We start from the raw sequence: 22,814 nt of genomic DNA, 5'->3' as shown, positions 1-22,814 counted from the left end.
CATGGAATGACACGCCATGTCCGCCATACGGACACGCCGGTGTCGGCAGGTGCCCACCCATCACCTCCCGTTCACCCGTACGTATGGCGGGTGTTGGGACTTGCTGGGAAGTTCACCACCATGGACCTTCCCGACTTCGGCATTCCGCCGCAGCTCGCGCGCCGGATGAACATGGCGGAGCAGCACGAGTACCTGCGGACGAAGCTCACCCGCCGCCGCGCACTGGTGACCGCGGGCGCGCTGGCGGGCGGCGGACTGCTGGCGGGCTGCCCCTCGGGGACGGAGACGCGCACGTCCACCCCGGGGTCGAGCCCCGCCGCCGGACAGGTGCACGGCTCCGTCGTCGCCCCCTTCGGCCGCCACCTCGCCTTCGGCGCCGACCCGAAGACCCAGATGCGGATCTCCTGGCAGGTGCCGTTCGCGGTCAGGAAGCCGTACGTCCGCGTGGGGTTGAAGCCCGAGGACCTGAGCCGGAAGATCGAGGCCGAGGTCCGCGACCTGCACACGCCGGGGCTCACGGGGCAGCGGCCGGCGCTGGACCAGTACTACCTGCACGTGGCGCTCGACGGCCTCCGCCCCGGAACGACGTACTACTACGGCGTCGGCCACGACGGATTCGACCCCGCGTCCCGGGAGCGGCTCTCCACGGTCGGCTCCTTCCGCACGGCGCCCGCCGGTCCCGAGAAGTTCGTCTTCACCGCCTTCGGCGACCAGGGCGTCACCCCCGACGCGCTCGCCAACGACCGCGTACTCCTCGGCCGGCACCCGGCCTTCCATCTGCACGCGGGCGACATCTGCTACGCGGACGTGACCGGCCTCGGCAAGACTTCGGACGGCTACGACCCCAGCAGCTGGGACCTGTTCCTCAAACAGACCGAGTCGGTGGCGAAGTCGGTTCCGTGGATGGTGACGACCGGCAACCACGACATGGAGGCCTGGTACTCGTCGAACGGGTACGGAGGGCAGTCGGCGCGCTGGTCGCTCCCGGACAACGGCTTCGACGCGCGGAAGGCGCCGGGCGTCTACTCGTTCACGTACGGCAATGTCGGGATCGTGGCGCTGGACGCGAACGACGTGTCGTACGAGATCCCCGCCAACCGGGGCTACACGGACGGCCGGCAGACGGCCTGGCTCGACCAGCGGCTCGGTGAGCTGCGCGGGGCCGTCGACTTCGTCGTGGTCTTCTTCCACCACTGCGCCTACTCGACGTCGACGCACGCCTCCGACGGGGGCGTACGGGACGCCTGGCTGCCGCTGTTCGCCAAGCACCAGGTGGACCTGGTGATCAACGGGCACAACCACGTGTACGAGCGGACCGACGCCATCAAGGGCGGCACGGTGGGCAGGCCGGTGCCGGTGGGCGGGTCGACCGATCCGACGCGGGACGGGATCGTGTACGTCACGGCGGGCGGGGCGGGCAAGAGCCTGTACAGCTTCCCCGTCGGGGTCGAGGACAGCTACGAGGGGAAGGTCGCTCCCCACGAGTCCGTGGACACCTTCCACTGGACGAAGTCGCAGCACCAGCAGACGGCCACCGTGGAGTGGTCGCGCGTGCGGTACACCGGCTACTCCTTCCTCTCGGTGGAGGCGGAGACCGGCGCGACGCCGAAGCTCAAGGTGTCCGCGCTCGCGCAGAGCGGCGAGCGCGTCGACTACTTCGAGGTGCGGCGCGGGGCGTAGGCCCCACGCCGCACCCCGTGCGGGTGCGGCTCCCGGTATGAGGGGGTGCGGACGGGTCAGTGCCCCGTCGCACCGCCGTTGTCCCTGCGGTCGAGGGCGCGCTGCAGGGCAGCGGCGGCGTTCTTGCGCTCGGACTCGCTGGTACGGGAAACGTGGCGGACTCGGCGGCGGACGGTCGTCTCGGCCATGATGAATCGACTCCTTGCCTCCGGATGCGGGACAGCCGGAAGTGCGATGAGGGATTACGAGACGCCGGAAGGGGCGGGGAGCGGTGCCGCAGGGGTTGCCTGCCAAGGGCTCCGGCTCACGACCGCCATTCGCTTGGTCGAGCGAGACGTTCGGCTCCTACAAAGCTAAGTGAGGACGGAGCATCTGTCTCCACAATTACTCGGACTTCCTACTATCTGAGACGGTGGATTGAGCCACACCGCTCTGACCTGGGACGACGGCCCGCACGGCGTCACCCGCCGGGGAGGTCACACCTGCCGGGGGTGCAGCGCCCGCAGCTCCCTGATCAGCGCGCGGACGGCGAGCGTCGTGGCGAGCTCGGGTGTGGTGACGTATCCGACGGAGCGTGTCGGGCGCTCCGGACCGAGATCAGTGATCTCCGTTGTGAGCGGTGCACTCGTGAGGGACAGCGCGGGCATGATGGCCATTCCGAGACCACTACTCACCATCGAGAGCACTGCTCCGTCGTCCTCGGCGCTGACTGTCGCGCACGGGATCCAGTCCTGCGCGGCCCACCAAGTCCGCGTGTAGGAAGAGCAGTTCTCGGTCCAGTCGACCAACGGGAGCGAGCGCGGGTCCGGGTGACCGGCCGGGTGCACCAGGGAGTACGGCTCCTGAAGGAGTACGTCGCCGATCAGCTCCGGCGGCACGGGGGTGCTCGTGCCGAGGGTGGCTATCCCGACGTCCGCCCGGCCCTCGGCCACCTCCCCCGCCGTGCCGGGCCCGACCTCCCGTACGACGCGGACGGTCGGCTCGATCCCGGGGTGCCGGGCGGCCAGCCGTTCCAGCGCGGGCGGCAGCAGATGCAGCGCCGCGCTGCGGAAGGCGGCGATCCGCAGCGGCCCGGCCACGGTGTCCCCGCCGTCGGGCCCCGCGCCCGCGCCCCGCGCCTCCGCGACCAGCGTGTCCAGCATCCGCAGCACCCGCCGCGCGTGCGTCACCGCCCGCTCCCCCGCGGCCGTGGGACGCGCCCCGCGCCGCCCGCGCTCGAACAGCACGACACCCACCTTGCGTTCGATGCCGCGCACCGCGTGCGAGACCGCGGACTGCGTCATGCCGAGCGTGCCGGCCGCCGCCGAGAAGCCGCCCTCGCGGGCGACGGCCACGATGGTCCGCAGTTCCTGCGGTGCGAGGTCGGCTGTCGCCATCGGGGCTCCCACCTGGTGCCAACTGGTTCCATGAGGACGGCTCATGGATGCGGCCGTTCCATGAGCGCAACCCTCTGCCCGGGCGCCACATTCCTTTCTACGGTCCCGTTCCATGAACGACATCGCGCTCACCGTCCAGCAGACCGCCCGCCCGGCCGGCTACCCCACGCCGGACCACTTCCGCTTCGCCGAGTCGCCCGTGCCCGAGCCCGCCCCGGGCACGGCCCTCGTCGAGAACCTCTACTGGTCCGTCGACCCCTACCACCGCGAGATGATGGACGGCGACTTCGCACTGAATGCCCCGCTGGAGGGCCGCACGCTCGGCCGCGTGATCGCGTCCCGCGCCCCGGCGCTGACCGAGGGGGAGATCGTCTTCCACCGCCAGGGCTGGCGCACCCACTCCGTCGTTCGCCCGGAGGAGACCAGACGCCTCCCGCACCACGACGGCGTACCGCTGTCCGCGTACCTGAGCGTCCTCGGCGGCACCGGCCTGACCGCGTACGTCGGCCTCACCCGGATCGCCCAACTCCGCGAAGGGGACGACCTGTTCGTCTCGGCGGCCGCGGGCGGGGTCGGTACGGCCACCGGGCGGTTCGCGCGGCTGATGGGCGCCGGACGGCTGGTGGGCAGCGCGGGCAGCCCGGCGAAGGTGGCGTATCTCAGGGAACAGGTCGGCTACGACGAGGCCTTCGACCATCACGCGGGACCCGCGGCCGGCCTCCTCGCCAAGGCCGCCCCGGACGGCATCGACGTGTTCGTCGACAACGTCGGCGGCGACCAGCTCGGCGCGGCGATCGGCGCGTTGCGCGAGCGCGGCCGGGTGGTGCGGGTCGGCACGGTCGGGCAGTACAACACCCCGGAGGCGCCGCCGGTCCTCTTCAACCACGCCGACGTCGTGGAGAAGAGCCTGCGGATCGAGGGTTTCCTGGTGCGCGACTACCGTGACGTGCAGGAGGAGTTGTGCGAGTTCGCCGTACCCCATCTGCTCAGTGGCCGGCTCGCGCTCGACGAGACGGTCGTCGACGGCTTCGAGCGGATCGTGGACGCGTTCCTGTCGATGCTGCGCGGCGGCAACACCGGCAAGATGCTCGTGCGCGGCGTCTGACCCGTCCGAGCGGCGCCGTCAGAGCACGTCGCCGTCCCGCCAGTCGAAGACCAGCTCGTGCGCCGGATCGAGGGCGCCCCCGGGGGCGACGGGTCGTACGAACGTGGTGCCCTCCTCGCCGGGCAGCCGGACGACACCGTCCGGGGCCAGGGCACAGACGCGGCCCGGCCAGCGCTGCCAGCCGCGGGCGGTGTACAGGGGGGCGCCCTGCTCGCTCGCGGAGAGCGCGCCGAGGGCGTACGCGCCGTCGACGATCCGCTCCAGTGCCGCCATGACCCGGCCGCCCAGGCCCGTACGGCGTACATCGGCGCGCACGCCGACCGCCTCCACGTATCCGACGCGCAGCGAACGCCCCTGGTGCAGCACCCGGCGCTGGATCACCGAGCCGTGCGCCGCGAGGCCCCGCTCGTCGTGCACCAGGGCGTGTATGCCGCCGAGGCCGTGGTCCCAGTCCTCGTCACTGAAGTTCCCCGCGAAGGCGTCGTCCAGGAGGGTGCGGACGGTGCGGAGTTCGGCGGGGGCGAGGTCCGCCGTGTGGGCGGTACGCAGTCGGAAGGTCATCGGGTCAGTATCCCGGGGCTCGGGGCAGCCTCCGGACGGGCTGAAAGATCTCCAGGAGGCGGGGCAGAGCCTGGCCGCGCAGGAGGAGTACGTGGACTACGCGGCCGAGCGCGGCTGGCCGTACGAAGTCGTCGACGCGGGCTGGTACTTCAAGGCCGACGCCTGGGACGTCGTCGATCCCGACTGGCAGACGGACAGCTGGATGCCGGAGCTGGTGCGCTACGCGGCGGCGAAGGGCGTGGGCATCCATGTCTGGCTGCATTACAGCCTGCTCACCGACCCCGCCGAGCGGGAGAAGTGGCTTTCCACGCTGGAGAGCTGGGGAGTCAAGGGCGTGAAGATCGACTTCATGGACTCGGAGTCCCAGGAACGGATGCGCTGGTACGACGAGGTGCTGGAGTCCACGGCCCGCCACCACCTCGTGGTGAACTTCCACGGCTCGACGATCCCCAAGCGCATACAGCGCACCTGGCCGCAGGTCATGACGATGGAGGGCGTCGGGGGCGAGGAGAAGCGCACGAACACCCCGGAGCAGCTGGCCTCGCTTCCCTTCACGCGCAACGTCATCGGCTCCATGGACTTCACGCCGGGCGCGTTCCACCGTCCGTACCGCCCCAACGTCGCTTCCGACGCGGGCGAGTTGGGCCTGACGGTCCTCTACGAGTCCGGTATCCAGAACCTCTCCGGAACCCCCGAGTCCTACGACGCACGACCCGAGGCACGCCGCTACCTCGAGCAGCTTCCCGCCCGCTGGGAGGAGACCCGCCTCCTCAGCGGCGACCCGGGCCGCTCGGCGGTCCTGGCGCGACGCGCCGCCGACGGCCGCTGGTTCATCGGCGGCACGTTCACCGGCCCGGCCCGCACCGTCGACGTACCGATCCGCCTGAGCGCCGGCCGCTGGCTGGTGGAGACGGTGACGGACGGCCCGTCGGGGCTGGTGCGCGAGACCCGTGCCGTACACGGTGGCGACACCCTCGCCGTACCGGTGACGACGGACGGCGGCTTCGCGGCAATCGCCTGCCGCGCGCACGAGGGCCGTACGACCTGCGAAAAAACGTGATCCACCATCCCCCTAACCCTTGAAATTCACTTTACTGGTTATGGGTGAGTGTGATGCACTCACCAACACCACCAAAGAGAGTTTCAGGGGTTAGGGGAGCCGCTCATGAACGCGCACCGGATCCACCACCGCACGACCACCGTCCGCGGCCGCGAGATCCACTACCGGGAGGCGGGGCCCGCGGACGCCCCGGTGCTGCTCCTGCTGCACGGCTTCCCGACCAGCTCGCACATGTTCCGGGACCTGATGCCGCTCATCGCCGACGCCTACCACCTGATCGCCCCCGACCACCTCGGATTCGGCCGCTCGGCGGCACCCGCGGCCACCGAATTCCCCTACTCCTTCGCCCGACTGGCCGAGATCACCGGCGAGTTCACCGAGCGGCTCGGGCTGAAGGAGTACGCGCTCTGCATCCAGGACTACGGCGCCCCGATCGGTCTGCGCCTCGCGCTCGCGCGCCCCGAGCGGGTGACGGCGATCATCACGCAGAACGGCAACGCGTACGAGGAGGGGCTGGGCGCCGAGGCCTGGGCGCCCGTCCTCGCGCTGATCGCCGAGCGCACGCCCGAGACCGAGGCGCCGGTCCGCGAGATCAGCAGCCCCGACGGCATCAAGTGGCAGTACCTGCACGGTGTCCCGGACCCCACGCTCGTCAGCCCCGACGCGTACGCACACGACGCGGCCCTCATGGCCCGCCCCGGGCAGCCCGAGATCCAGCTCGACCTGATCTCCGACTACGGCTCCAACTTCGCCCTCTACCCGGCCTTCCAGGAGTACTTCCGCACCAGCCAGGTCCCCCTCCTGGCCGTCTGGGGCGCGCACGACGAGATCTTCGTCCCGGCGGGCGCCCTCGCCTTCCAGCGCGACCTCCCGAAGGCCGAGATCCACCTCCTGCCCACGGGCCACTTCGCCCTGGAGACGCACGCCGACCAGATCGCACGGCTCATGCGGGACTTCCTCGACCGGCACCTGACGACGGCCCGCGGCCGAGCAGCGGATCGCCCACACGACTGATCCTCTGCGCGGCATGCGGCATCGGGCTCCGGCAAGGGGAACGGTGACGTCATGAGCGACACGACCAAAGCACTGCTCGAAGGCGGCCCGGATGATCTGCCCGAACGGATCGTCCCGATTCCGCCCCCTGGAACGGATGTGAAGATCGAGTTGCGCGGTGGATACGAACACTTCAGGGCAACCCCGCGGCACGCGGACACGCCGGAGGGCAGGCTGCCCGTGTACGAGTGGTGGGAGCGGACGGAGTTCGCCGGGTAACGCCACGTCCGGCGCGGCGAGGGACGGCGGATCACCGCACCGCCGCCGTCACCGCCTCCCGGAACCCCTCCGGGTCCTCCACCCACGGCAGGTGCCCGGCCTCCGGCAGGATCACCCGCCGCACGCGCGGCAGGGCCCGCTCCAGCGAGTCCACCGCCGAGCGGGGACGGATGTCCCGCGCCCCGTCCACAACGAGCACCGGGAGGTCGAGCGCCTGGCAGGCGGCGTACAGCTCCGGGGTGGCCCAGGTCCGCTTCCGCTCGGCGTTGAGGGCGCTGTTGCAGTCGTAGTTGACTCCGAACCAGGGCTCGGCCATGCGCCCGGCGTGCTCCAGGTCCCGCTCGCCGTCGACGAACTCCGCCGACCACCGCAGTACGGCGCTCTCCCGTTCCTCCGCCTCCGACAGTCGCTCACGATCGGTCAACTCCCCCCAGCGGGCGTGCCGTTCGGTGCGCTCGCCGAGCCGGGCACGGAAGTTCTCCTCGTAGGCTCCGTGCCAGTCGGAGTCCGGTCCGATGCCCGTACCGCTCACGTACACCAGCGCGGCGACCCGCTCCGGATGCGCCAGCGCGTAACTCAGCGCCAGCTGCGCGCCCCACGAGTGGCCGAGCAGGGTCATCCGCTCCAGCCCGAAGTGCCCTCGCACGGCGTCCAGGTCGGCCACGAACCGCTCGGTCGTCCACGGCCCGGCGCACGGCTGCGACCGGCCGCAGCCGCGCTGGTCCCAGCGGTGGACCGTGGCCAGGTCCGCCAGCAGCCCGGCCACGTCCTCGAACATGTCCCACAGGCCGGGCCCGCCGTGGCACAGCACCAGCGGCTCGCCCCGCCCCGACCGGCACGCCCACAGCCGTACGCCGTCATCGGCCGTGACGGTCTCCGGCGTCTTCCCCATCTCCAAGAACGTCATGGCAGGAGTCTGCCCGGACCGCCGCGCACATGGAGCCGCCCCCGTCCTCGGCTGCGTGCCGTGAACGGGGGCGGAGTCGGTGCCGGGCGTGTCAGCCCATGTGCGGGTACCCGTAGTCGGTCGGCGGGACCAGCGTCTCCTTGATGGCGCGGGTCAGCGTCCAGCGCATCAGGTTCTGCGGGGCGCCCGCCTTGTCGTTGGTGCCGGAGGCGCGGCCGCCGCCGAAGGGCTGCTGGCCGACGACGGCGCCGGTCGACTTGTCGTTGATGTAGAAGTTGCCCGCGGCGTAGCGGAGCTTCTCCATCGTGTACGCGGCCGCCGCACGGTCGCCCGAGACGACCGAGCCGGTGAGCGCGTAGTCCGAGGCCGACTCCATCTGGGTCAGCATCTCGTCGTACTTCTCGTCCTCGTAGACGTGCACGGCGAGGAACGGGCCGAAGTACTCGGTCTTGAAGACCTCGTTCTCCGGGTCCGAGCACTCGACGACGGTCGGGCGCACGAAGTAGCCGACGGAGTCGTCGTAGGAGCCGCCCGCGACGATCGTGCAGGCCGGGTCCGACTTCGCGCGGTCGATGGCCGCCTTGTTCTTGGCGAACGAGCGCTCGTCGATGACCGCGCCGATGAAGTTCGACAGGTCGGTGACGTCACCCATGGTCAGGTAGTCGACCTCGGCCGCGAACTCCTCCTTGAAGCCGGAGTTCCAGATGGAGGCCGGAACGTACGCGCGGGAGGTCGCCGAGCACTTCTGGCCCTGGTACTCGAAGGCGCCACGGGTCAGCGCCGTCTTCAGGACCGCGCGGTCGGCGCTCGGGTGCGCGACCAGGAAGTCCTTGCCGCCCGTCTCGCCGACCAGGCGCGGGTACGAGCGGTACTTCTCGATGTTGTTGCCGACCGTCTTCCACAGGTACTGGAAGGTCTTGGTCGAGCCGGTGAAGTGGATGCCCGCGAGGTCCCGGTGCTCCAGGGCGACCTTGGAGACCTCGATGCCGTCACCGGTGACGAGGTTGATGACGCCCTTGGGGAGACCGGCCTCCTCCAGGAGCTGCATGAGCAGCACGGCGGCGTGGGTCTGGGTCGGGGACGGCTTCCACACGACCACGTTGCCCATGAGAGCCGGAGCCGTCGGCAGGTTGCCCGCGATCGCCGTGAAGTTGAACGGCGTGATCGCGTAGACGAAGCCCTCGAGCGGGCGGTGGTCCAGGCGGTTCCAGACGCCCGGCGAGTTGGCCGGGGGCTGCTCGGCGAGCAGGTCGCGGGCGTACTTGACGTTGAAGCGCCAGAAGTCGACCAGCTCACAGGGACAGTCGATCTCGGCCTGCTGGGCGGTCTTCGACTGGCCGAGCATGGTGGAGGCGGCGAGGGTCTCGCGCCAGGGACCGGCGAGCAGCTCGGCGGCGCGCAGGATGATCGCGGCGCGGTCGTCGAAGGACATCGCGCGCCAGGCCGGGGCGGCGGCGAGGGCGGCGTCGATCGCGTCCTGGGCGTCCTGCTGCGTGGCGTTGCGGCCGGTGCCGAGCACGGCCTTGTGGTTGTGCGGCTGCACGACCTGGAAGGGCTCGCCGCCGCCCAGGCGCTTCTCGCCGCCGATGGTCATCGGCAGGTCGACCGGGTTCTCGGCCAGCTCCTTGAGCTTGACCTCCAGACGGGCACGCTCGGGCGAGCCGGGGGCGTAGCCGTGCACCGGCTCGTTGACGGGGGTGGGGACCTGGGTCACAGCGTCCATGAGCTACCTCTTCCGAGTGAATCCCTGACTTCAGCCGGGAGAACCGAAGCCGTGTGCGTATGTTGGTCGGCGGTCAGGGCTTGACCGTCACGAGCCCGCTGCGGCGAGCGAGTGAGAAGCCCCCACGGGGGCGGAGTCACGGTTTCCGTAACTCCTTCTCGGGAACCGGGTCGGCTCAGCCGACCGACGGGCGGTAGCTGCCGTTACCCAGGATGTACCCGGATGCCGACAGCTACCGCTCAGCCCTTGGTAAGGATCGAGCGGGCGAAGAAGAGGAGGTTGGCCGGCTTCTCCGCCAGGCGGCGCATGAAGTAGCCGTACCAGTCGGTGCCGTACGCGGTGTACACCCGCATGCGGTGGCCCTCGGCGGCGAGCCGCAGGTGCTCCTCGCTGCGGATGCCGTACAGCATCTGGAACTCGTACTCGTCGAGCTTGCGTCCGGCCGTCCGGGCCAGTTCCTGGGCGATGGAAATGAGCCGCGGGTCGTGGGACCCGATCATCGGATACCCCTCGCCCTCCATCAGGATGCGCAGGACACGGACGTACGCCTTGTCGATCTCGGCCTTCTGCTGGTACGCGACCTCGGCGGGCTCCTTGTAGGCGCCCTTCACGAGGCGGACGCGGCTGCCGTTCGCGGCGAGGCGGCGGGCGTCGGCCTCAGTGCGGAAGAGGTAGGCCTGGATGACGCAGCCGGTCTGCGGGAAGTCCTTCCGCAGCTCCTCGTGTATGGCGAACATCGAGTCCAGGGTGGTGTGGTCCTCGGCGTCCAGGGTGACCGTGGTGCCGATGGCGGCGGCGGCCTCGACGACCGGGCGGACGTTGGCGAGCGCCAGCTCGTGCCCGCCCTCCAGCGCCTGCCCGAACATCGACAGCTTGACGGACATCTCGGCCTTCGTGCCGAGGTCCAGGTCCTTGAGGCGGTCGATCAGCGCCAGGTACGCGTCCCGGGCGGCGGTGGCCTGCTCGGGAGTGGTGATGTCCTCGCCGACGACGTCCATGGTGAGCTCCAGGCCCTTGGCCGTGAGGTCCTGGACGATCGGCACGATCTGGTCGACGGTCTCGCCGGGGATGAAGCGGTCGACGACCTGCTTGGTCACCGGCGCCGCCGAGATCAGACGGCGCATCCTGTCGCTGCGCGAGGCGGCGAGAATCACGGGACCCAGCACGGGGCACCTCCACAACAAGGCCAATAGAAGGCCGTACCCCCCGAAAAAATGGCGATTCGGGTACGGCACGGAGAACCACCGTGAAACCTAAGGATCCCTCCGATCCTCTGCCATCGACAGCTGTCACGCATCCGTGCCCTGGATCTCAGACATATGTATGAGCACCCCGCGGAAATGCGGGAGAATGCCCGAGTGACGGGTGAATACAGAGGTGACTACCAGGAGCTGGTGGACGACATCTCGGAGCTTCTCGGCGCGCCCGCGACGCTGGAGAACCGTGACTTCGAGCTGATCGCCTTCGGCGCGTACGACAGCGAGGGCGAGCTCGACGCGTCGGCCCTGGACCCCGTGCGCACCCGCTCGATCCTCACCCGCCGCTCCACGTCGGCGGTCCGGGCGTGGTTCGAGGGCTTCGGCATCGCGCGGGCGACGGGCCCGGTGCGGATTCCGCGGACGCCGGAGGCGGGGGTGCACCGGGGGCGGATCTGCCTTCCCGTACGCCATCGGGGGGTCGTCCTCGGTTACGTCTGGCTCCTTGACGACGACCCGGGGCCGACGGACGAACAGCTGACCGCCGCCATGGAGGTCGCCTCCCGCATCGGCGCGCTGCTCGCGGACGAGGCGCAGGCCGGCGCGGACCTCACCCGTGAGCTGCGCGCCGTCCTCACCGCCGAGCGCGGCTGGCAGCGCGACATGGCGGTCGCCGAGCTGCGTACGGCCCTCGGCCCGCGCGGCGACGGACTGCACACGGTGGTGTGCGTGGCGCCCTGGCCGTCGGCGGACCCGGACGACGCCCCGTCCGTCCGTACGGTGCCGGGGGCGACCGCGCTGTGCACGGTGCCGTGGGGTACGACCGGACAGAGCCTGGCCCTCCTCGTACGGCTGCGGTCGGCGGACGTACTGACGCCGGCACTGACGGCCGCCACACGCTTCGTGCGGGAGGCGGAGGGCGGGCGCGGGGTGGATCTGCCGGGTGGTGGTGCGGGATCGGGCGAGGCACGTCGGGGTTCGGGCGGGGCCGGTTCGGAATCGGGCAGAGCCGGGGCGGGTGCGGGCGGAGCTCGCGGGGGTTCGGGCGGGGCACGTGCGGGATCGGGCACAGCTCAAGGGGGTACGGGCGGGGCACATGGGGCAGGGCGCGCCACCGGCGACGGGCCGGTGACCGGCCGGGCGGCGGTCGCTGATCGTGCCCAGCGCGCCGCGGCGGGCGTCGCCTCCGCCCGCGTCGGTCTCGCGGAGCTCGGGGCGGCCTGGCAGGAGGCGTCCGCCGCCGCGCGCGCGGTCCTCGCCGAGCCCCGTCTCGGCCCGGTCGCCGAGTGGGCGTCCATCGGGCCCTTCCGGCTCCTGACGTCCCTCCCTCCGGAGGCCGCCCACGACCCCGCCGTACGCACCCTGCTGGCCCCCGCCCACCGCGAACTCGCCCGCACGGCCGAGGTGTTCCTCGACCGTGCGGGGCAGGCGGGCCGTACGGCGGCGGAGCTGGGCATCCACCGCCAGACGCTCTACTACCGCCTCTCGCGGGTCGAGCAGCTCACCGGGCTCGACCTGGACGACGGGGAGGACCGGCTGCTGCTGCACATGGCGTTGAAGGGGGCGCGGCTCTAAGGGAGTTGATGGATCCGCCGCCGCCTCGGCGGCGGCTACGCGTGCTCGTCGGCCCCGTCGTCTCGGCGGCTGGGCGTCCTCGTCGGCCCAGTCGTCCTCGTACAGGTCCTCCAGACCGCTGACGCACTCCTCGGCGAGCTCCCCCGCGAACCGCGGACAGGTCCATGCCTCGGGGCTGCGGGACTCCTCGACGGGCGGGAACTCCTGCGGCGCGTAGAAGTGGGGCAGGCCGCCCCGGAACTCCGCCTGCCGTCGAGGGGCGTGCCGTCTGTCGCTGTCACGATCTTCACGACGCGCGGCGAGGCGGTGAAGTTCCGGGCTTTCCCGCTCTGTTGAGCAGGTCGCCGATCGCCGCGACGCCCTCCGCGATCGCCCGCTCCCCCACATCGCCGAAGCCCAGGACCAGTTGGACCGGTGTGGTCGCGTGCGTCGAACGGCACGGGCTCATGCCGTACAGGCCGACGGACCGTTCGCGGGCCCCGATGACGACCGCCTGCTCGTCGGCGGGGCCGGCGAGGTGCGCGACCGCGTGGAACCCCGCGGCGAGACCGGTGAGCCGGACCCGCGGGGCGTGTTCGGCGAGGGCGGAGACCAGGGCGGTGCGGCGGGCCGCGTAGGTCGTGCGCATGCGGCGCAGATGGCGGTCGTAGCGGCCGGACTCGATCAGGTGCGCGAGGGCGAGCTGGTCGAGGGTCGGGGAGCCCCGGTCGGTCAGGCGCTTGGCCTCCGTGACCGCGGCGGTCAGCGCGGGCGGGCAGAGCAGCCAGCCGATGCGCAGGGCGGGCGCCAGGGACTTGCTGACCGTGCCGAGGGAGATCACCCGGTCGGCGGCCAGCCCCTGTAACGCTCCCACGGGCTCCCGGTCGTAACGGAACTCCGCGTCGTAGTCGTCCTCGATGACATACGCGTCGCGGCGCGTGGCCCACTCGATCAGGGCGAGCCGCCGCTCGGGGGCGAGGACCACCCCCGTCGGCCACTGGTGCGCGGGCGTGACGATGACGGCCCGCGCCCCGGTCGCGTCGAGCGCCCGTACGTCGATGCCGTCGTCGCCGACCGGGACGGGCACCGCCGTCAGGCCCGCCGCGTCCGCGGCCGCCGTCGCGGTGGCGGGCGCGCCCGGGTCCTCGTACGCCACGACGCGCACGCCGGTCCGGGCCAGGCTCCTCAGTGCCAGCCCGAGGCCCTGGGCGTAGCCGGAGCAGACCACGGTCCGCTCGGGGTCGGCCGCCGCCGCGCGCACCCGGCGCAGATACCCGGCCATGACCTCGCGCAGGGCCGAACTCCCGCGTGGATCCCCGTAGTCGAGGTCCACCACCGGCATGGCACGGCCCGCCTCGCGCAGGGCCCAGAGCCAGTCGGCGAGCGGGAAACCCCTCAAGTCCGGTACGCCGTGCCGGAAGTCGGCGATCAGGCGTGGCGGCGCCGGGTGCGCGGAGGCGGGCGCGGGAGGCACATGGGCGCCCGCGGCGACCCGGGTGGCCGAGCCGACGCGCGTCACCAGATAGCCCTCGGCCTGGAGTTGGGCGTAGCAGTCCTGGACCAGACCCCGGGACAGGCCGAGCACGCGGGCGAGTTCACGGGAGGACGGGAGCCGTTCGCCGGCGCCGAGCCGGCCCGTGCGGATCGCGTCGCGCACCTGCCGTTCCAGCTGCGCGCGCAGTTGCTCGCCGCTGCCCCGGTCGACGGACAGCAGTAGCTCGGGCGACAAACCGGCCCACTGTGGCGGCATGGAATTGGAGCTTACCGGCGGTCCGGCTGCTGCCTAGCGTCGTTCTCATGACGCCTGCCGAGATGACCTCGACGACTCCCCCGACGCCCCGGCCGCCCCTCGTCACCCGCGCGCTGACGCTCCGCTTCGTGAGCATGCTCGGCGCCTCGGTGAGCTTCTTCCTGCTCCTGTCGGTCGTGCCCCGCTACGCCACGGCGTCGGGCGCGGGCCTGGCGACCGGCGCCCTGATGCTCTCCACGGTCCTCGGCGAACTGGCCGCTCCCCGTTTCGTCACCCGCTACGGCTACCGGGTCGCGCTGGTCGCCGGGCTCTGCCTGCTCGGCGCGCCCGCGCTCGTCCTGACCGCCTCCGACGGCATGGCGTGGATCGTGGCCGTCTGTCTGGTGCGCGGCCTGGGCTTCGCGCTCACCCTCGTCGCGGGCGGCGCGCTCACCGCGTCGCTGATCCCGGCCGAGCGCCGCGGCGAGGGCCTGGCGCTGGTGGGTGTCGTCTCCGGTATCCCGTCCCTGATCGCTCTGCCGCTGGGCGTGTGGCTCGCCGCGCACGTCGGGTACGGCCCGGTCGCCGTGGCCGCGGGCGTGGCGGCGCTGGCCGCGATCGCCGCCGTACCGGGCCTGCCGGACCGGGAGTCGACGTCCGGGAAGCCGGTGGGTGTGGTGGCCGGGCTGCGCACCGGGGGTCTGGTCCGCCCCGCGGCGGTCTTCGCGACCACCGCGCTGGCGGCCGGGATCGTGGTCACCTTCCTGCCGCTCGCCGTCCCCGCCGCGTACACGGGAGTCGTCGCCGTGGCTCTCTTCGTCCAGCCCGCCGCGTCGACGGCGGCCCGCTGGGTCGCGGGCCGGTACGGCGACCGGCACGGGCCCGCGCGACTGGTCGTACCCGGCCTGGTCCTCTCGGCGGCGGGCATGCTGATCACGGCCCTGACCGGCAGCCCGGTCGCCGTCGTCGCCGGAGTGGCCGTGTTCGGCATCGGCTTCGGCCTCGCCCAGAACGCCACGCTGACCCTGATGTACGCGCGGGTCCCGACTTCCGGATACGGCACCGTCACCGCGCTGTGGAACCTCGCGTACGACGGCGGCATGGGCGTCGGCGCGGTCGGTTTCGGGGCACTCGCGGGGTGGACGGGCTATCCGTGGGCGTTCGTCTTCACCGCCTTGCTGATGCTCGCTGCCTTGGGCCCGGCCTTCCGCGACCGGCGTGCGGGCAGCCCGGAGATTTGATGATGGAAAATGTCTGTCATCCCCGAACAGCGTGAGGTGCCGGCGTCAGTCCGTAGCAGCGGCGGCGGCCCCCGCGATCACCCGCCGCAACCCCTCGGTGAGCCGCTCCGCGTCGGTGGCCGAGTCGGGGTCGAACAGCCACTGGACCATGAGCCCGTTGAGAAGCGTCTGGTAGAGGCGGCCCTCCGTGTCGACGGTCTCCTTGTCGAGCTCGGTCTCCGGGATGCCGTTGAACATGGGCACGATCCCGGACCTGCCCTGCTCCTGGGCCTCGATCAGCAGCCGGCGCACCTCCGGCATGCGATCCCCCTGCACGATGAGTTCGAGGCTCAGCATCCAGATCGCGCGGGTCTGGGGCAGCGAATCGATGATGGTCGCCCAGACCTCCTGAAAGCGCTCCAACGACCCGGCGGGCGCGGCCGGTTCACCCCCCGCGCCCCAGCCGGGCGCCTCCGCGTCGCCCATGCTCTCGATCAGCGAGACGTAGGCCTGCGCGAGCAGCGCGTCCTTCGATCCGTAGTGGTAGCCGATGGACGCCAGGTTGGTCCCCGACTCCTTGACGATGTCGCGCGCCGTCGTGCGCACGAACCCCTTCTCCAGCAGGCAGCGCTTGGCGCCTTCGAGCAGATCCTCACGATGTCCCATGCCGACCACCCTACCTTCGATCTAGACAACCGTCCCATACGGGCGTCCTATACGAACGTCTTAAACGCTCGTACTAGACAAGCGTTTAAGACGCTCGTACAGTTCCTGACATGACGAACTCAACGAGCGCAACTCCCGCGCCCGGGGCACCCGGAGCCCTCGCCGGCCGCCGCGAATGGACCGCCCTCGGTGTCCTGATGCTTCCGCTGCTCCTGGTCTCGATGGACGTCTCGGTCCTCTACTTCGCGATCCCCTCGATCAGCGCGGACCTGGAGCCGAGCGGCACTCAGCAGCTCTGGATCTTCGACATCTACGCGTTCGTGCTCGCCGGGCTGCTGATGACGATGGGCTCGCTCGGCGACCGCATCGGCCGCCGCAAGCTCCTCCTGTTCGGCGCCGCCGCCTTCGGCACGGCCTCGGTGATCGCCGCCTACGCCAACAGCCCCGAGACCCTGATCGCCGCCCGCGCGGTCCTCGGCATCGGCGGCGCGACCCTGATGCCGTCGACGATGGCGATCATCCGCACGATGTTCAGGGACCCCGGCCAGCGCGCGAAGGCGATCGGCATGTGGTCCGGCGTCATGACCGGCGGCATCGCGCTCGGTTCGGTGATGAGCGGTGTCCTCGTCGAGTACTTCTGGTGGGGCTCGGTCTTCCTGGTCAACCTGCCCGCGATGGTGCTCCTGCTCGTCCTCGGCCCGATCCTGCTCCCCGAGTCCAAGAACCCGGAGCCCGGCCGCTTCGACCTGCTCAGCGTGCCGCTGTCGATGGCGGCGGTCCTGCCCGTCATCTACGGCATCAAGGAAATCCCTTCCGAGGGCTGGAACGTCCGGTACGTCGTCTCGATCACCGTCGGCCTGGTCTTCACCGCCCTGTTCGTCCACCGCCAGCGCACCGCGAAGTCCCCGCTGATCTCCCCTGCCCTGTTCCGCGGCCGCGGCTTCGCGCCGGCCGTCGTCCTCAACCTGATCTCCTCCTTCGGGATGATGGGTTCGGCGTACTTCACCACCCAGTACCTGCAGTCCGTCCTCGGCAAGAGCTCCATGGAGGCCGCGCTGTGGGCGCTGCTCCCCACGGTCCTGGTCGGCGTCGCCGCCCCGGTCGCCGCGCAGCTCGTGCAGAAGGGCGTGCACCGCGCCCATGTCGTCTCCGGCGGCTTCGTCGTCGCCGCCTGCGGCTACGGGCTGCTGACCCTCGCCGGAACGGACTCGTTGTGGCTGGTCCTCGCCGGTGCGGGCGTCCTCGCCGCCGGAATCGTCACCGTGATGTCCCAGATGATGGACCTGGCCCTCAGCACCGTCCCCGTCGCCAACGCGGGCGCCGCGTCCTCCCTGCTGGAGACGGGCGCGGAGTTCGGCGGCGCCCTGGGTATGGCGGTCCTCGGCTCCATCGGCACGGCGGTCTACCGCCACGACATCCCTTCGGGCGCCCCGGCCGCGGCCCACGAGACCCTCGGCGGCGCGCTCGCCGTCGCCCGGCAACTCCCGGGCGACGCCGGTCAGGCCCTGGCGACAGCCGCCCGGGAGGCCTTCACCAGTGGCATGCAGGCCGCGGCGATCGCGGGGATGGTGCTGCTGCTGGGCGCGGCGGCGCTGGCCACGGTGGCACTGCGCAAGGTGCACGTGCGGGAGGCCGAGGCCGTCGAGACTGTCGAGGGCGACGAGGCGCTTGCCTGACGGAGCGGGTCGAGAGCGCCGGGGGGGGGGGGGGGGGGGGGGGGGGGGGGGGGGGGGGGGGGGGGGGGGGGGGGGGGGGGGGGCGTTGGGGGGGGGGGGGGGGGGGAGGGGGCCCGGGGGGGGGGGGGGGCCCCCCCCCCCCCCCCCGCGGCATTTCCGGCTGTCCTGCGGCGCGCTTCTGGGACGGGCGGGAGATGTCCAGCCCGTCCGGCCTTTGAGGACGAGGCCGTTCGGGCCGATCTGGGGTCTGGGGGCGGAGCCCCCAGGTCGGGGCAGCAACAAGGCGCGGTGAGTTGTCAGTGCCGCGTGCCAGGATGGGTCCCGTGGCACAGACATTCGGTACGCCGTTCATCGGCCGGGAAAGTGAACTCGCCCGGCTCGCAGGCGTGCTGGAGCGAGCCCAGGACGGCGACCCCCGCGCGATCCTGCTGGCGGGCGACGCCGGCGTCGGCAAAACCCGTACCCTGGCAGAAGCCGCCACGCACGCCGCGAGCACCGGCATGACGGTCCTCACCGGCCACTGCGTGGACCTGGGCGACGTGGGCCTGCCCTACCTGCCGTTCACGGAGATCCTCGGCGTGCTGGCCGCCGACGACCGGTTCGCCCCCGCCCTCGCGGCACACCCGGCGGTCGGCCGCCTGCTCGGCGGAGGCAGCGGCACCAGCTTCGGCTCCAACTCCAACTCCAACTCCAACTCCAACTCCAGCTCCGGCTCCGGCTCCGGCTCCGGCACGGACGACGCCCCGGACGCCGGCAGCCGTCTGCGGCTCTTCGAAGGCATGGCCGCGCTGCTCGCCGACATCGCGGACATCACCCCGCTCCTGCTGATCCTCGAAGACCTCCACTGGGCGGACCAGTCCTCCCGCGACCTGCTGCGCTTCCTCCTCAGCCGCGGACTCCTGCAGCGTCCGCAGGGCACCCCCACCCACCGCCTGGCGATCTTCGCCTCGTACCGCGCGGACGACCTGCACCGCCGCCACCCCCTGCGCCCCCTCCTCGCCGAGCTGGTCCGGCTGCCCGCCGTGGACCGCCTGGAGCTGCGGCCGATGGCCGACGCCGAGGTGGCCCGTCTCGTACGGGCGCTGCGTACGGACCCTCTGTCCGACACCACCGTCCGCCGTATCGTCGACCGCGCCGAGGGCAACGCCTTCTACGCGGAGGAGCTGCTGGCCGCCACCGCCGACGCCCTGCCCGGCGACTCCGGCCCGGCGGGCGGCGCCATGCCCAGCGGCCTTGCCGACGTACTGCTGATCCGGATCGAGCAGCTGTCCGAGACCGCCCAGCAAGTGCTGCGCACGGCCGCCGTCGCCGGGCGCCGCGTCGAGCACGACCTGCTGCGTGACGCCGTACAACTGCCGGAGGACGAGCTGGAGTCGGCGCTGCGCGAGGCCGTCGGCCGCCAGCTGCTGGTTCCCGGTGAGGACGCCACGTACTCCTTCCGGCATGCCCTCACCCGCGAGGCCGTGTACACCGATCTGCTGCCCGGGGAGCGGGTCCGGCTGCACAGGACGTTCGCCAAACTCCTTGCCGGGCACGGCCATTCGGCCAAGAGCGCGGCGGAGCGCGCCCATCACTCGCGGGAGAGCCACGACCTGGCGGACGCGCTGACGGCCTCGCTGGAAGCCGCCGACCACGCCCAGCGGGTCGGCGCGCCCGCCGAGGAGCTGCGCCACCTGGAGACCGCCCTCGAACTGTGGCCCGCCGTGGACCCCGTCGCCCGCCCCCAGGACGGCGACTCGGTGACCCTCACCCTGCGCGCCTCCGCGGCCGCCGCGCACGCCGGCGAGGCCCACCGGGCCGTCTCCCTCACCCGCGCCGCGCTCGCCAGGGCGGGCTCGGACGCGGACTCCGAACTCGCCGCCCGCGTCCGGTACACCCTCGCGGGCAATCTGATGCGCATCGACAGCCTGAAGGCGGCGTTCACGTACAGCAGCGAGGCGCTCGCCATGATCCCCGCCGAGCCGCCGTCGTACACCTGGGTGTGGGCCGCCGCCACCCACGTCATGGCGGCGCGGTACGTGGGGCGGGACGAGGACGCCGAGCGCGTCGCCCGCCAGGCGCTCCGCACCGCCGAGGAGCTCCGACTGGCCGACGCACAGGCCGACTTGATGATCTCCCTGGTCGGCCTGGAAGCGCACAACCGGCGGACGCCGGCGGGCCGGGACCGGCTGCGGCAGGCCCGCGAGCTGGCCCGGGGCGCCGGGAACATTCCCGTCGAGATGCGCGCGCTCTACAACCTCGCCGTCGGCTGCTACGAGTCCGGTGACCTGGACGAGTGCCTCACCTCGCTCTCCGACGGCCTGGACCGCGCCCGCCGCACCGGGCTCCTCTCCTCGCCGTACGCCCTGGAGCTGCGCTACCTCCAGTCCCTGGTGCTCTACACCCTGGGCCGCTGGGACGAGTGCGCGCGAGCGGCCGCCGCGGACGCCGAGCGGCTGCCCGCGGCGGGCGGGTTCGCGACGGGTCCCGCGCTGTACGTCGCCGTGGCGCGCGGCGATCACGGAGCCGCCGACCGTGCCCGCGCCCTCCTCGACGGGCCGTTCGACTGGATGGCCACGCTCGTCGCGGGCATCGCCCTGACCGACGCCGCTGCCCTACGAGGCGACGCCGGGGGCGCGGTCGAGCGGATGCGCGCCACGATCGCGGCGCTCACCGGCGACTCGGCCACCGACCGGCCCGACGCCGGGGTGCGGCTCGCCGCGCTCGCCCTCTCCGCGGTCGCGGACACGGCGGCGGAGCTGCGCCTGACCGGCGACGGGGCGGGGGCGCGCCGCTGGGCCGACACCGCCACCGAGCTGGTGGAGGTGGCCCGGGTGACGGCCGCCAAGGGCGAGGACGGTTCGCGGCAGGGCCCGGAGGGTCTGGCATGGCTGGCCCGCGCCGAGGCGGAGTGGCTGCGCGCGCACTCCGGGCCGGACGTGGCGGCCTGGGAGAAGGCGGTTGTCGCGTTCGGCTACGGCGATCCGTATGAGCTGGCTCGCTGCAGGCGGCGGCTCGGCGAGGCGCTGTTGGCGGCGGACCGCCGTGCGGAGGCGGCCGAGCAGACGCGTGCGGCCCGTGACACCGCGGTGCGCCTCGGGGCGGCGCCGCTGCGTGAGGCCCTGGACGCGCTCATCCGGCGCGGGCGGCTCGCCGAGTCACCGTCCGGCGCGGATCGGATACCCGTGCTGACCGCGCGGGAGAGCGACGTGCTGCGGCTGCTCGCCCTCGGCCGGACCAACCGCCAGATCGGCGAGGAGCTGTTCATCAGCGGCAAGACGGCGAGCGTCCACGTGTCCAACATCCTGGCCAAGCTGGGTGCCGCGAGCCGCACGGAGGCCGTGGCCATCGCCTATCGCGAGGGGTTGGTCGAGCCCTCACCGGGGGCTCCGCCCGAGGTACAGCCCTGAAACAGGCTGGGGCCCGGTCACCGAAGTGACCGGGCCCCAGCGTCGTACAACGAACCTCAGACGAGGTTGACCGAACGGGCGGACGTCGCGCCGATCTCCTCGGCCACCTCGGTGAGCACGTTCTGCGGGACCGTGTCGTCGACGGTGAGGACCGCGAGGGCCTCGCCGCCGGCGGCCGCGCGGGCGACCTGCATGCCGGCGATGTTGATACCCGCCTCACCGAAGATGCGGCCGACGGTGCCGACGACACCGGGACGGTCCTCGTAGCTGAACACGACCATGTGGTCGGCGAGCGCGAGGTCCACGTCGTACTCGCCGACGGCGACGATCTTCTGCAGGTGCTTGGGGCCGGCCAGCGTGCCGGAGACCGAGACCTCCTGGCCGTCGCCGAGCGTGCCGCGCACGGTGACGACGTTGCGGTGGTCCGGGGACTCCGAGCTGGTCGTCAGACGCACCTCGACGCCGCGCTCCTGCGCGAACAGCGGGGCGTTGACGTACGACACCGTCTCGTCGACGACGTCCTCGAACACACCCTTGAGCGCGGAGAGTTCGAGCACCTTCACGTCGTGCTGGGTGATCTCGCCGTACACCTCGACATCGAGGCGGACCGCGACCTCGCCCGCGAGCGCGGTGAAGATCCGGCCGAGGTTCTCGGCGAGCGGCAGGCCCGGCTTGACGTCCTCGGCGATGACGCCGCCCTGGACGTTCACCGCGTCGGGGACCAGCTCACCGGCGAGCGCGAGGCGCACCGAGCGGGCGACGGAGATACCGGCCTTCTCCTGCGCCTCGTCCGTGGAGGCGCCGAGGTGCGGGGTGCAGACGACCTCGTCGAGCTCGAAGAGCGGGGAGTCCGTGCAGGGCTCCTTGGAGTACACGTCCAGGCCGGCGCCCGCGACGCGGCCCTCCTTGAGCGCCGAGTACAGCGCCTCCTCGTCGACGATCCCGCCGCGCGCGGCGTTCACGATGCGCACCGACGGCTTGACCTTGTGCAGCGCCTCGTCGCCGATGAGACCGAGGGTCTCGGGGGTCTTCGGCAGGTGGACGGTGATGAAGTCCGAGACCTCGAGCAGCTCGTCGAGGGACAGGACCTTCACGCCCATCTGCGCGGCGCGCGCGGGCTGCACGTAGGGGTCGTACGCGACGACCTTCATGCCGAAGGCCGACATGCGCTGGGCGACCAGGGCGCCGATGCGGCCGAGGCCGACGACACCGAGGGTCTTCTCGGCGAGCTCGACACCGGTGTACTTGCTCCGCTTCCACTCGCCGTTCTTCAGCGCCGTGTTGGCCTGCGGAATGTGACGCGCGGTGGCGAGGAGGAGACCGCAGGCCAGCTCGGCCGCGGTCACGATGTTCGAGGTGGGGGCGTTGACGACCATCACGCCGGCCTTGGTGGCGGCGGAGACGTCGACGTTGTCCAGGCCGACGCCGGCTCGTGCGACGACCTTCAGCTTCTTCGCGGCGGCGACGGCCTCCGCGTCGACCTTGGTGGCCGAGCGGATCAGGATCGCGTCGACATCGGCGATCGCGGGCAGCAGCTCGGCGCGGTCCGCGCCGTTGCACTGCCGGATCTCGAAGTCCGGGCCCAGGGCATCGACGGTCGCGGGCGACAGCTCTTCAGCGATGAGTACGACAGGTTTCGAGCTCACGTGAGTCCTCACAAGTCCAATGCGGACGGCCGTCCCGACGGCCGCAGGCGGTGG

The 22,814-nt window shown here is 72.1% G+C and carries 17 protein-coding genes and 1 pseudogene; 9 read left to right on the top strand and 9 right to left on the bottom strand.

Going from position 1 to position 22,814, the window contains the following annotated elements; translation table 11 throughout:
• Window positions 1–120: 120 nt before the first annotated feature.
• Complete coding sequence (locus ACZ4WS_RS33955; RefSeq protein ID WP_467986576.1) at window positions 121–1,680, top strand: purple acid phosphatase family protein; 1,560 nt, start codon at window positions 121–123, stop codon at window positions 1,678–1,680.
• A 56-nt stretch (window positions 1,681–1,736) separates the two neighbouring features.
• On the opposite strand, the gene ACZ4WS_RS33950 is transcribed toward ACZ4WS_RS33955, so the two are convergent.
• Both ACZ4WS_RS33950 and ACZ4WS_RS33945 read right to left on the bottom strand, forming a co-directional pair.
• Window positions 1,737–1,868 (bottom strand): hypothetical protein, encoded by a 132-nt coding sequence (locus ACZ4WS_RS33950; RefSeq protein ID WP_467986575.1) that lies wholly within the window; start codon window positions 1,866–1,868, stop codon window positions 1,737–1,739.
• A 288-nt stretch (window positions 1,869–2,156) separates the two neighbouring features.
• Complete coding sequence (locus ACZ4WS_RS33945; RefSeq protein ID WP_467986574.1) at window positions 2,157–3,056, bottom strand: LysR family transcriptional regulator; 900 nt, start codon at window positions 3,054–3,056, stop codon at window positions 2,157–2,159.
• 112 nt (window positions 3,057–3,168) lie between these two features.
• Between ACZ4WS_RS33945 and ACZ4WS_RS33940 the strand changes: the two genes are divergently transcribed.
• Complete coding sequence (locus ACZ4WS_RS33940; RefSeq protein ID WP_467986573.1) at window positions 3,169–4,161, top strand: NADP-dependent oxidoreductase; 993 nt, start codon at window positions 3,169–3,171, stop codon at window positions 4,159–4,161.
• 18 nt (window positions 4,162–4,179) lie between these two features.
• Here the strand turns inward: ACZ4WS_RS33940 and ACZ4WS_RS33935 are convergent, their stop codons facing one another.
• On the bottom strand, window positions 4,180–4,722 hold the full coding sequence (locus ACZ4WS_RS33935) for a GNAT family N-acetyltransferase (protein WP_467986571.1): 543 nt from the start codon (window positions 4,720–4,722) through the stop codon (window positions 4,180–4,182).
• A 58-nt stretch (window positions 4,723–4,780) separates the two neighbouring features.
• On the opposite strand from ACZ4WS_RS33935, the pseudogene ACZ4WS_RS33930 reads away from it, so the two are divergent.
• From ACZ4WS_RS33930 to ACZ4WS_RS33920, 3 genes and pseudogenes are all read left to right on the top strand, one after another.
• A pseudogene (locus tag ACZ4WS_RS33930) lies at window positions 4,781–5,782 on the top strand (glycoside hydrolase family 97 catalytic domain-containing protein); the annotation flags it as partial.
• 105 nt (window positions 5,783–5,887) lie between these two features.
• Window positions 5,888–6,796: an alpha/beta fold hydrolase gene (locus tag ACZ4WS_RS33925; protein WP_467986570.1), complete on the top strand. Its 909-nt coding sequence runs from the start codon at window positions 5,888–5,890 to the stop codon at window positions 6,794–6,796.
• A 51-nt stretch (window positions 6,797–6,847) separates the two neighbouring features.
• Window positions 6,848–7,054, top strand: a complete 207-nt coding sequence (locus ACZ4WS_RS33920) for a DUF5988 family protein (RefSeq protein ID WP_467986568.1) — start codon at window positions 6,848–6,850, stop codon at window positions 7,052–7,054.
• Window positions 7,055–7,085: 31 nt separating this feature from the next.
• Here the strand turns inward: ACZ4WS_RS33920 and ACZ4WS_RS33915 are convergent, their stop codons facing one another.
• From ACZ4WS_RS33915 to ACZ4WS_RS33905, 3 genes are all read right to left on the bottom strand, one after another.
• Entirely contained in the window at window positions 7,086–7,961 is an 876-nt protein-coding gene (locus tag ACZ4WS_RS33915) for an alpha/beta fold hydrolase (RefSeq protein WP_467986566.1), read from the bottom strand.
• Window positions 7,962–8,052: 91 nt separating this feature from the next.
• Window positions 8,053–9,684, bottom strand: coding sequence for an L-glutamate gamma-semialdehyde dehydrogenase (gene pruA, locus ACZ4WS_RS33910; protein WP_467986565.1), 1,632 nt, complete (start codon window positions 9,682–9,684; stop codon window positions 8,053–8,055).
• A gap of 239 nt (window positions 9,685–9,923) precedes the next feature.
• Window positions 9,924–10,850 carry a proline dehydrogenase family protein gene (locus tag ACZ4WS_RS33905; RefSeq protein ID WP_467986563.1) on the bottom strand — a complete coding sequence of 309 codons (927 nt, stop codon included), beginning with the start codon at window positions 10,848–10,850 and terminating at the stop codon, window positions 9,924–9,926.
• A gap of 174 nt (window positions 10,851–11,024) precedes the next feature.
• On the opposite strand from ACZ4WS_RS33905, the gene ACZ4WS_RS33900 reads away from it, so the two are divergent.
• On the top strand, window positions 11,025–12,455 hold the full coding sequence (locus ACZ4WS_RS33900; RefSeq protein WP_467986561.1) for a PucR family transcriptional regulator: 1,431 nt from the start codon (window positions 11,025–11,027) through the stop codon (window positions 12,453–12,455).
• Between the two features lie 286 nt (window positions 12,456–12,741).
• Here the strand turns inward: ACZ4WS_RS33900 and pdxR are convergent, their stop codons facing one another.
• The gene (pdxR, locus tag ACZ4WS_RS33895) at window positions 12,742–14,184 is read right to left on the bottom strand and encodes a MocR-like pyridoxine biosynthesis transcription factor PdxR (RefSeq protein ID WP_467986560.1); all 1,443 of its coding nucleotides are present in this window, start codon (window positions 14,182–14,184) and stop codon (window positions 12,742–12,744) included.
• 47 nt (window positions 14,185–14,231) lie between these two features.
• Between pdxR and ACZ4WS_RS33890 the strand changes: the two genes are divergently transcribed.
• Window positions 14,232–15,404 carry an MFS transporter gene (locus tag ACZ4WS_RS33890; protein WP_467986559.1) on the top strand — a complete coding sequence of 391 codons (1,173 nt, stop codon included), beginning with the start codon at window positions 14,232–14,234 and terminating at the stop codon, window positions 15,402–15,404.
• A gap of 45 nt (window positions 15,405–15,449) precedes the next feature.
• On the opposite strand, the gene ACZ4WS_RS33885 is transcribed toward ACZ4WS_RS33890, so the two are convergent.
• The gene (locus ACZ4WS_RS33885; protein WP_467986558.1) at window positions 15,450–16,049 is read right to left on the bottom strand and encodes a TetR/AcrR family transcriptional regulator; all 600 of its coding nucleotides are present in this window, start codon (window positions 16,047–16,049) and stop codon (window positions 15,450–15,452) included.
• Between the two features lie 110 nt (window positions 16,050–16,159).
• Between ACZ4WS_RS33885 and ACZ4WS_RS33880 the strand changes: the two genes are divergently transcribed.
• Both ACZ4WS_RS33880 and ACZ4WS_RS33875 read left to right on the top strand, forming a co-directional pair.
• A complete protein-coding gene (locus ACZ4WS_RS33880) occupies window positions 16,160–17,725 on the top strand; it encodes an MFS transporter (protein ID WP_467986557.1) in 1,566 nt (521 codons plus the stop codon).
• 323 nt (window positions 17,726–18,048) lie between these two features.
• Complete coding sequence (locus ACZ4WS_RS33875) at window positions 18,049–21,114, top strand: helix-turn-helix transcriptional regulator (RefSeq protein ID WP_467986556.1); 3,066 nt, start codon at window positions 18,049–18,051, stop codon at window positions 21,112–21,114.
• 56 nt (window positions 21,115–21,170) lie between these two features.
• Here the strand turns inward: ACZ4WS_RS33875 and serA are convergent, their stop codons facing one another.
• Entirely contained in the window at window positions 21,171–22,760 is a 1,590-nt protein-coding gene (gene serA, locus ACZ4WS_RS33870; protein WP_467986554.1) for a phosphoglycerate dehydrogenase, read from the bottom strand.
• Window positions 22,761–22,814: the final 54 nt, after the last annotated feature.

The organism is Streptomyces sp. NPDC029292 (assembly GCF_055569295.1).
The sequence above is the reverse complement of the archived record's forward strand: the minus strand, read 5'-3'. Positions and strand labels throughout refer to the sequence as shown.

What these genes read in the sequence shown, in the direction of transcription:
- ACZ4WS_RS33955 (WP_467986576.1), top strand. Translation starts at nt 121, where the DNA reads ATGGACCTTCCCGACTTCGGCATTCCGCCGCAGCTCGCGCGCCGGATG.
- ACZ4WS_RS33950 (WP_467986575.1), bottom strand. Translation starts at nt 1,868, where the DNA reads ATGGCCGAGACGACCGTCCGCCGCCGAGTCCGCCACGTTTCCCGTACC.
- ACZ4WS_RS33945 (WP_467986574.1), bottom strand. Translation starts at nt 3,056, where the DNA reads ATGGCGACAGCCGACCTCGCACCGCAGGAACTGCGGACCATCGTGGCC.
- ACZ4WS_RS33940 (WP_467986573.1), top strand. Translation starts at nt 3,169, where the DNA reads ATGAACGACATCGCGCTCACCGTCCAGCAGACCGCCCGCCCGGCCGGC.
- ACZ4WS_RS33935 (WP_467986571.1), bottom strand. Translation starts at nt 4,722, where the DNA reads ATGACCTTCCGACTGCGTACCGCCCACACGGCGGACCTCGCCCCCGCC.
- ACZ4WS_RS33925 (WP_467986570.1), top strand. Translation starts at nt 5,888, where the DNA reads ATGAACGCGCACCGGATCCACCACCGCACGACCACCGTCCGCGGCCGC.
- ACZ4WS_RS33920 (WP_467986568.1), top strand. Translation starts at nt 6,848, where the DNA reads ATGAGCGACACGACCAAAGCACTGCTCGAAGGCGGCCCGGATGATCTG.
- ACZ4WS_RS33915 (WP_467986566.1), bottom strand. Translation starts at nt 7,961, where the DNA reads ATGACGTTCTTGGAGATGGGGAAGACGCCGGAGACCGTCACGGCCGAT.
- pruA (WP_467986565.1), bottom strand. Translation starts at nt 9,684, where the DNA reads ATGGACGCTGTGACCCAGGTCCCCACCCCCGTCAACGAGCCGGTGCAC.
- ACZ4WS_RS33900 (WP_467986561.1), top strand. Translation starts at nt 11,025, where the DNA reads ATGCGGGAGAATGCCCGAGTGACGGGTGAATACAGAGGTGACTACCAG.
- pdxR (WP_467986560.1), bottom strand. Translation starts at nt 14,184, where the DNA reads ATGCCGCCACAGTGGGCCGGTTTGTCGCCCGAGCTACTGCTGTCCGTC.
- ACZ4WS_RS33890 (WP_467986559.1), top strand. Translation starts at nt 14,232, where the DNA reads ATGACGCCTGCCGAGATGACCTCGACGACTCCCCCGACGCCCCGGCCG.
- ACZ4WS_RS33885 (WP_467986558.1), bottom strand. Translation starts at nt 16,049, where the DNA reads ATGGGACATCGTGAGGATCTGCTCGAAGGCGCCAAGCGCTGCCTGCTG.
- ACZ4WS_RS33880 (WP_467986557.1), top strand. Translation starts at nt 16,160, where the DNA reads ATGACGAACTCAACGAGCGCAACTCCCGCGCCCGGGGCACCCGGAGCC.